This window comes from Aureibaculum marinum (assembly GCF_003813905.1).
Lineage (GTDB): Bacteria > Bacteroidota > Bacteroidia > Flavobacteriales > Flavobacteriaceae > Aureibaculum > Aureibaculum marinum.
Map to the genome: position 1 here is coordinate 1 of NZ_RPFJ01000084.1, position 8,615 is coordinate 8,615.

General features: G+C 34.8%; 2 protein-coding genes. Both read left to right on the top strand.

Features of this window, described 5'->3' with window-relative positions:
• The first annotated feature begins 767 nt into the window (after positions 1 to 767).
• The gene (locus EGM88_RS15010) at positions 768 to 5,189 is read left to right on the top strand and encodes a DUF11 domain-containing protein (RefSeq protein WP_123899236.1); all 4,422 of its coding nucleotides are present in this window, start codon (positions 768 to 770) and stop codon (positions 5,187 to 5,189) included.
• A 676-nt stretch (positions 5,190 to 5,865) separates the two neighbouring features.
• Positions 5,866 to 8,615 (top strand): FG-GAP-like repeat-containing protein (locus EGM88_RS15015; protein ID WP_148084097.1); only part of this gene is annotated, 2,750 nt, incomplete at its 3' end.

Here is an 8,615-nt window from a genome sequence, read left to right on the forward strand (position 1 = left end):
CGGAAGTAATAACAGTGCTACCCTAGAATATAGTGTCACAGTTGATGTTTGTGGAGAGTTTATTAACCAAGCAGAAATAATAAATAGCTCACAAGCCGATCTAGATTCAACACCTAGTAGTGGTAATTAAAACAGATAAGTTGATAATGGATGTCTTAAATAAAACTTTGTGAGTGTGATTTAATAGGTGTTGTTAATTGTTGGTTTGTAAATTCTGCAAAATGAGGGTATTAGTTTTTAATGTAAAATTCAAATACTAAATCTTAAAGAAGTTAAGATAGTTATTTTTCTAAAATGTTTATATGTGTTAAGATAAATTAGTTGTTAATATTATAGAAAATAAATTTATCATATTATTAAAGAATTTTATCAATCTTTGGTAGGATGATAGTCATTTTATTAAAATTTTTCTCAACAAGAAGAGTGTTGGTAAAATTATTAACATTATTGTTGGTTTGTTAACATTTTTATTGCATTTAAAGTTCATGTTTTTATGTTTGCTTTCATAATAAGAGGAGAATTGTATAGATTTTTTTTAAAATCTTTTGTCAGTGAAATTGTTTCATTAATGATGATTGCTTTTTTAATTTTAAAAGACCTAGTAACCTTCCTGTAGCTATTTGGCAAGGTAAGTTTTTTTATAGGTATTTTTATTGATAAAGAGTAATTGTTTTATGTAATGATGATTATGTTTAATGAATAACTCTTTTATGCTTTAACATTTTGTTGAATTGTGTTGCTTAATTGAGTTTAGTAATAGATTAGTTTTGACAAGACAAGGGGATAAAGTAAAAGCGTTTGCAGTTGCGTTTTTTTTATTATTTATTGTAAGTAGCTTTACTTATAATTTACGTGCTGAAAAAGTAATTTACCCAAAAGCGAAGGTTATTGCTTTAGCCAAAGAGGTAGAAATTAATGAGTTTACCATGCAGCTCACTGCGGTAAATGAAACCTGTACTGGCAACGGCCAAATTGTTATCAATATTGATAATACCGAGTCGGGGGCGGTATTTGAGTTTCAGGTTTATCAATTGCCTAATACGTCGGTTCCAATTAATATTATTGATAATGTTAGTGCTATTGGGAGTACACTATCATACACATTGACCTCTTTAGAAGCTGCTGTATATCAAATAAGAGCGGTACAAACTATAGGTGCTGAAAATAATGAACAAATAGCAGAAGTTACAGTTTTAGAAGATGTTGAGCCGATAGCCTATGATTTAGATTTAAGCGATGGGTGTTCAGGAACAAATATTACAGTAAATGTAACTGCTGGTCATCCAGTCACCTACTCACTGTTAGATACTTCTGACAATGTAATTATAGCAGCACAAACGTCTAATATTTTAGAAAATGTGCCTGATGGCAATTATAGAGTTGCTGTGACCGACGAATGTGGAGATACTACCGTGTTAGGAGTAACTACTGATTATGACGATACCGCCACATATAATATATTTTTTTATGAACAAGACGGACCAGACTGTAATACCATCACTTTTAGAAATAGAATAGTATACGACAGTGGTACTGCTCCTGCTATAAAATATCCTATACAAATAGAGGTTGTGTTTACTAGCCCTACAGCAACTACTCTTAACCTTACTCTAACGTCTGGTCAGTATGTTTACTTCGATATGCCATTTACCAGTGGGGAAACATATACTTATACCACAACAATTACAGATGCTTGTGGTGTTACTTATTCCAAATCAGATACAGTTACCCCAACACGGGATGTAGATTTAAATGCCTCCGATGCAACATGTGGAACAAGATATCTACGGTTAATGAATTATGATTATTTAGTAGGACCAACAATAATTACCTTTACAGAATACCCAGATGGTTTTGATCCAGCCAATTATAATACGAATTTTGAACCTGGAGCGTACTCGGCAATTTTATCCTCTCCTACAACTGAATATTTTGGAACTTCAAGTTCTGTTGGTGTTCCCGCAGGAACATATACTGTAGAAGTTACATCCTGTGGTGAAACCCTAACTGATACGGTAACTGTGACAAATTCATCATCATATAATGTATATTATAGGTCCAGGCCGTCTTGTGAAGAAGGATTTGTTTCTGCTTATGTTTATATGCCTGATGACGATTTTGCTACAATAAGTGTAACTGCTGCTCCAACCGAGTTTATTGATATTTATGGTCCTTTACCTGTAGATATGACCTCTTATATTAGTACTTCTAATGGTCGTTTTTATATAAGTTCTATACCTGTAGGAGATTATACTTTTGAAGGAACAGTTGAAGGCTGCGGTGTTACTGTAACAAAGGATATTACGTTTAATGACGTTCCTCGTGATTATACAACTACAATAACTCCAACTTTTAACTGTGGTAGTTTTAATGTAGAGGCTAGTGTTACGGATTTATATTATTATTTGCCGAGATTGTATTTACAGAAATATTATCCAGAGTCCGAGCAATGGGGGCATCCAACAACTGGTAATTTATATACTGAAGGGGATAATATAACTAGTAGTACAGGTCTAGATTTTAATATCTCTGGAAGTAGTTCTAGCGGAAATTATTCTGGGGCTTTAACCAATATAGTATCATCAGGTGATTTTAGAGTGATTTTAAGATATCAAATTTATGGCGATGGCTTGGGGACTGCACAATATTGCTATGAAGAAGTTGATACTTTTAGTGTTTCTGAAACAGGTGTGACTTTAGAGGATTATTACGTGTTTGGTTGTGCGAACGGCACTGCTAGTTTGGTGGTCGATGCTTTGGGGGTAGTACCTTTAACCTATAGAATAACAGAATTTAATGGAGAGGCCATTTCTACTATAGATAATGGGACAAGTCCGGTATTTTCAGAATTAGCAGCCGGAGAATATACTGTTGAAGTAGAAGATGGTTGCGGAAATGTGCGGTTGTTCCAATTTAAAACAGATGCTGTTAAAACACCTGTTATCAGACCAAGTAATTTATGTGATGGGGAAAATGGGACTTTATTTGTAGCAGGCTTATCTTTTTTAGATATTGAATGGACAAAAGATAGTGATTCTACAGTAATAGGAACGGGTAATACCCTTAATTTTACACCTTTTAACGAGAGTTCAGATGGAGGAATCTACCATGCCAACATTAGCTATGGTGTAAATCCAAACACTTGTACAACCCAAACCCTAAGTTTTGAAATCCAAACACCGGCTCCTGCTCCTGAAGCCGGAACTGGGCAAACGCTAGATATCGTCCAATCCGATGCCGGGATATTGAATTTGTTCGATTATGTAACCGGTCCTTACGATAACTATGGGAAATGGACAGATTTGTCCAATACGGGAGCATTGAATAACGAGATATTGGAGGCTTCTTCTCTTTCTGTAGGTACTTATCAATTTCAATACGAGGTAGAAGGTCTTTGTTCTGGGGTGAGTAACACCATTGTAACCATCAATATTATTGCGTCTTCGTTAACTGCTGTTCAAGATGATATTGATGTAACGGTTGTTTGTTCAAACATGGAGCAGGTCAATGTAGGTAATGTCATGGATAACGATACTGTTGAGGGATTGCCTGTAAACCAAACGGAATTCTCTGTTTCTGTTGAAACACCTGACCCAGAAGGTGTCCTGACGGTCAATTCTGATGGGTCTGTTGATGTTGGTGCAAATGCTCAATTAGGACAAACCTATACCTTGGAGTATAGAATAATAGAAAATGCAAATACCAATAACTTTAAAGTAGGAACACTTAATGTAACGGTTACGTTAGATCCTGTGGTAGTTGATACCGATGGTGACGGAGTATACGATTTTTGTGATATAGACGATGATAATGACGGAATACTAGATATTGAAGAAGAGTGTTCGGGGTTTCTAGCTCAAAATAGTTCAGGTAATTGGATAGGTCAAACAACCTCAATGGTTTCAATTGCAAGGCCAGAATCGATAATTCAGACCAATGTTGCGAATTTGATAGATGGTCAGAATACCTTTAATATTAATTCTGATGGAGGAGAAGAGCGATGGGCAAATGATGGAGATGTAGCTTTTCAAATTACTTTTAGTGCTCCAGTACCAGCATCAGATATTGCCTTTTATTTTATAGATCTTGATGGTGCTATTAGCGGAACTCCAAGTCCAGATGCAAAAATATTTTTTACTGTAAATGGAGGTTTACCAAATGGAGTTTTTGTTCCTGTATTAGGTAATGTCTCTAACTATAATAGAGCTACAGGTGTTTATAGTTCGCCAGGAGCTGTTAATGATCAAACCTTACTGTTAAAAGGGTTAGGGTCTACGCTTGTTTCTGAAATTACAATACATAGTACAGGTATTGGATCAGGAGATTTAGTTGCCTATGCTTTATTTGGTCGAACATTATGTGATAGTGATGGAGATGGTATTTCTAATCATTTAGATTTAGATAGTGATGGAGATGGTATACCAGATAATGTAGAAGCCCAAACTACATTGGGATATACAGCACCAAGTGGCATAGATAGTGACGGCAATGGATTAGATGATGCTTACGAAACTTCACCAGGTGCATCAGAAGGCTTAACGCCAATAAATACCGATGGAACAGATAATCCAGATTATTTAGATTTAGATTCAGATAATGAAGGGGCAAATGATACTGTGGAGGCAGGCATAACTTTAGCAGGAAATGACTCAGATAATGATGGTTTAGACGATGCTACAGATGCCACAACAGGCTATTCAGATTCGGGAGGAACGATTGATAATCCCTTAATAGCACCTGTTATTTTACCAGATTTAGATGGTGATGCGTCTACAGGAGGCGATGTTGATTTTAGAGACGTCTTAGACGGAGCTGATTTAAGTTTAAGAAAAACAGTTGATAATAGTAATCCCGACCAAGGCGATGTAATAACATTTACCCTTACTGTAACCAATGATGGTCCGGGAACAGCAAATAACATAGAGGTGTTAGATATAATACCTACAGATTTTGGTTATAACCATATAGCATCAAATTATACAGTAAGTCAAGGTACAGTAACGTTTGATTCAGCAACAGGAAGATTAGAATGGGCCTTAGGTACCTTAACAACATCAGGCGGAAGTAATAACAGTGCTACCCTAGAATATAGGGTTACTGTTGATGTTTGTGGAGAGTTTATTAACCAAGCAGAAATAATAAATAGCTCACAAGCCGATCTAGATTCAACACCTAATAGTGGTAATTAAAATAGTAAGGTATTAATAATTTATTGTAAAAATTATTCTCTAGAAATTTTCAGTATTGTATAAGTTATTGATTCATTGTTGTATACTACTTGCAGTTTTCTGTTCTCACTATACTATTTTTAAGTTTGTTTAATAATTCTTTTTTTAGTTAAACAAAATATTAATAGCTCTGTTTTGGTAATTAGATATTTTTTCTGGGAGAAACATTAAAGTTGTCTAAATGTTAATACTTATGATATTAACATTTAAGTTGTGGAATTATGTAAAAACATATTATTTACTTTAATGCAATATAAACCAATAGATTACGTTTGTAATGTTGTTAAGTAATTAACAAAGTTATTAACATTTTTTTTAGGTTATTAACATTTTTTTTGTATTTAAAGTTCATGTTTTTATATTTGCTTCAATAATAAGTGGAGAATAGAATAGATTTATTGGAGAAATCTTTTGTCAATGAAATTGTTTCATTATTGGCGATTGAACTTTAAATATTAAAAGAACCTGTAACCTTACTGTAGCTGTTATGCAGAGTAGGGTTTTTCTATGGTGTTATTTTAATTATTAAAGAATAATTGTCTTATGAAACAATGATTACGTTAAACAAATAACTATTTTAAGCATTATCATTTTAGTGAATGGTAATGGTATTAGAAAGTTTAATAATTAATCAGTTTTGATCAGACAAAAAGAAGAATTAAATGCAATTGTAATAACATTAATGTTGTTGCTATCTTCCCACTTAGTAGCTCAAACTACTTTTTCGGAAAATGCTGCTATATACAATTTAAATATAGGAGGTAGTAAAGATGGTGGTCATGCCTGGGCCGATTATGATAATGACGGGGATTTAGATGTACTTGTTTTAGTGAATAGTACATCACAACGTAATTATTTAATGAGGAATAATGGTGATGGTACTTTTACCAATGTACAACCTACGCTAGTTCCTGGAATGTTAAATCAAAAAGCAGAAAGACAAGCAGTGTGGGGCGATTTGAATAATGATGGTCGCCCTGATTTTATTATGAATACCGATGCTAGCACTGGAAATCTAAAAGCTCTACAAATATTTATTCAAAATCCGTCTGGAACTTTTGGAGATGGAATTGGCGGAACGGATCCAATAACTGTTGGAAGAACAGGAAATGCTACAATTCAAATTAATCCGATAAATTCAGAAGGTGTTGGTGTTTTTGATTTTGAAGGGGATGGTGATTTAGATATTTTCTTCGATAACCATGGTTATGGTATTGAATTACTCAGAAATAATTATATAAATCATAATACACATGCTATCGTAAATCCAGCTCCAGCATCATTGTTTTCTCACATTACATCAGGAAATGGATCTGGCGTAACAGAATATGGACTCAATCAGTATGCTACTGATGGTGATTATGGTACAGCTGCTGATGTTAATGATGATGGATGGGTAGATATTTTTATGCGTAAACGTGATGAGAATGATTTCTTTTTAAATCAAGGAGGTACTTTTACAATTGGAGCCGATTTAGCCCAAGCAGAGAACTCTAATAAAGGAGGAAATGGCTTGTGGGATTTAGATAACGATGGTGATTTAGATGCTGTATGGACAGAAAACGGAACAACCCAAATTTTTAGAAATGATGGTCCAGGAATATGGACACCGTTAGGTGCCAGTGTTTTTCCAGGGTTACCCCAACCAGCTAGTACGAGTTCAGGGTCGTCATCAGCTCGAATTGATGCCTTGGCAGGTGGAGATATTGATAATGATGGAGATATTGATGTTATATTAATAGGGAATAGTAGAAGTTACTTATTCATCAATCAATTGAATAGCCCTAGTCCTGCCCCAGGAACTGTTAATAGTGGTTCTCCTATGACTTTTATACTTGATAATTCTCAATCGTTTAATGTAGGACGAGATGGAGAAGGAGCAACCATGGTAGATGTTGATAATGATGGAGATTTAGATATTTATATAAATATTAATGGTAGTGCCAATCAGTTATATATAAACAATCTTCCAGCTGCAAATAGAAATAATCACCTCATAGTTGATGTAACAGAAGATAGAAACCCAGACGGAACAACGGGAGGTTTTTCGGGTAGAACGGCCATTGGAACAAATGTTTTGATAAAAGATTGTGATGGGAATATTATAAGTGGATTGCGTCAGGTTAATGGCGTATTTGGGCACGGAACACAGCAATCTCCAAAAGTACATTTTGGTTTGCCTTTTGGTGAAAATCAGCCATATTTAATAGAAGTGCATTATCCTAATCTTTATAATAGTGCAACAGGTACAATTACAAGATTAATAGCTACTGCAGTAGCACAGCCAAGTACAATTTCAGGTACAAATCATTATTCTTTAACCACTACAGATGCTGAGACACTTCAAAATCCGAATGCTCCAATTGCAAATGACGACATAGAAATCGTACCATATGGGAATACAGTTTCCGTGCAAATAAGTTTATTTGATAATGATTCAGAACCTGATGGAGATAATTTTGCTATAGAAAGCATTACACAACCTGCTATTGGTTCTGTAACTATTGATGATGCCGATGCAGGACTGGTAACCTATACTTACAGTGCTGGTACAGCTTTTCCAGGAACAACTTTTACGTATACTATTTCTGATGCTGATGTTTCTCTTTGTCCTGGTGCAGGAAAATCAGATACAGCTACAGTTACTGTTTATGAACCTTGTGCAGACCCTTCGGGATTAGATACTGACGGTGATGGTATTAATGATGTTTGCGATGTAGATGATGATAATGATGGAATTTTAGATGTACTGGAAGGTTGTGGAGGTTTAAATGGGGAATATTATGGTACTAATGATGTTGTAAATAATGTTGCAACTGCATTAGCGGCAACTACGGGAACTCCAGATGCAACTTTTATAGCTACGAATTTAGATTATCCTCTTAATAGTAGTATTGGTATGGGTACTAATTTGCAAAGTTTCTTGGCACATGATGCAATATCATTAAGTAATGATCCAGGAAATACCAATAGAGGAGTGTTGTTAATGAGTGGTTCAATTTATTTGGAGACAGGTACATATAATATGCGTATTAGATCTGATGATGGCTATAGGGTAAGAATTGACGGGAATGTAGTTGCTATTTTTGATGGAAATCAAAGTCCAACTACCAGAACTCATAATGAATTTACAATTGCATCTAGTGGTACTTATCCTATTGATGTCGTTTATTGGGATCAAGGAGGTAACAGTATTTTTAAAGCTGAGATTAGAAAAGGTACGGATACTTATCAAGTTGTTAATTCAGTTTTGGTAAGTGGAAGTTGTATCGATACTGATAACGATGGCATACCCAATCATTTAGATTTAGACAGTGATGGCGATGGCATACCAGATAATGTAGAAGCCCAAACTACATTGGGATACACCGCACCAAGTGGCATAGA